The sequence below is a fragment of the Pseudoalteromonas sp. A757 genome, assembly GCF_004103285.1.
Taxonomy (GTDB): Bacteria; Pseudomonadota; Gammaproteobacteria; order Enterobacterales; family Alteromonadaceae; genus Pseudoalteromonas; species Pseudoalteromonas galatheae.
In genome coordinates this window covers 1-1,188 of the sequence record NZ_QNQN01000033.1, presented here as the reverse complement: position 1 = coordinate 1,188, position 1,188 = coordinate 1, and the positions used below count along the sequence as shown (strand labels likewise).

Below are 1,188 nucleotides of genomic sequence, written 5' to 3'. Positions count from 1 at the left end.
GTAACTCCACCCAATTTAGTACAGCTATTTCGTAGAATTTTATGCAGCCTCAAGATAACCAATTGGTGTCATATCGCCTAGTGAATCATGAGGTCGCTCATAATTATAAATATCTAACCACTCATCAGTGATTTCACGTACTTCTTGCAGTGACTCAAACAAGTATAAATCTAGCACTTCTTCACGGTAACTCCGATTAAACCTTTCCACAAAACCATTTTGGTAAGGACTGCCTGGCTCTATAAATTCCAACTTGATGTCATTTTTCATTGCCCAATCTTCGAGTGCCGTTGAAGTAAATTCTGGGCCATTGTCCACTCTAATCTGCTTTGGTTTTCCTCGCCAAGCAATAATTTGTTGTAGCGTTCTAATAACTCGTTCAGAAGTTAAGCTTGTATCGACCTCAATCGCCAGTGCTTGTCGGTTGAAATCATCCAGCACATTCAGTGTTCTAAAACGATGTCCATAGCTTAATGCGTCACTCATAAAGTCCATTGACCACGATTCATTATGTTGTGTCGGTGCACTTAATGGTTCAGGTGTTCTTGTTGGAATACGGCGCTTCCCCTTACGTCTCAAGTTTAGTTTTAGCATGTTGTAAACGCGTTCAACACGCTTTTTATTCCACGGCTTACCCTTATTGCGAAGCCTTTTGAATAGCTTAGGCAGCCCCCACCTAGGATGGCGCTCTACCAGCGCAAGTAATGCGTCGATAACTTCATCATCTGACGGCCGTTTATGTTTGTAATAAAAAACTGAGCGGCTTAGCCCTGCCACTTCACAAGCAAATGCGACGCTGACGTTAAATTGAGCTCTTAAATGCTCTACCCAAGCTCTGCGCCTACTTGTTTTTACAGCTTTTTTGCGATGATATCCTCAAGCATCGAGTGCTTTAGGCTAAGCGTTGCAAACATATCTTTTAGCTTACGGTTTTCTTCTTCAAGCTCTTTAAGTCGCTTAACGTCTGAAGCTTCCATCCCGCCATATTTTGAGCGCCATTTATAAAACGTACTTTGGCCGATACCATGTTTGCGGCAGATTTCTGGCACAGGAATACCTGATTCAGCTTCCTTGATCATGCTGACAATTTGGGTTTCGGTGAACTTGCTTTTTCTCATCGTAAATTTTCCTATTTTAGTTAATGGAAAATTCTACTTATGAACTGTTTCATTTTTTGGGGGAGTTACA

General features: G+C 41.5%; 1 protein-coding gene. It reads right to left on the bottom strand.

Annotated features, from left to right (window positions below; all coding sequences use genetic code 11):
- Window positions 1-39: 39 nt before the first annotated feature.
- Window positions 40-1,118 (bottom strand): IS3 family transposase gene (locus DRB05_RS00235; RefSeq protein WP_128725173.1). Its coding sequence is split into 2 segments (ribosomal slippage): window positions 40-857 and window positions 857-1,118, totalling 1,080 coding nucleotides; the frame shifts between segments, so codons are not numbered across the junction.
- Window positions 1,119-1,188: the final 70 nt, after the last annotated feature.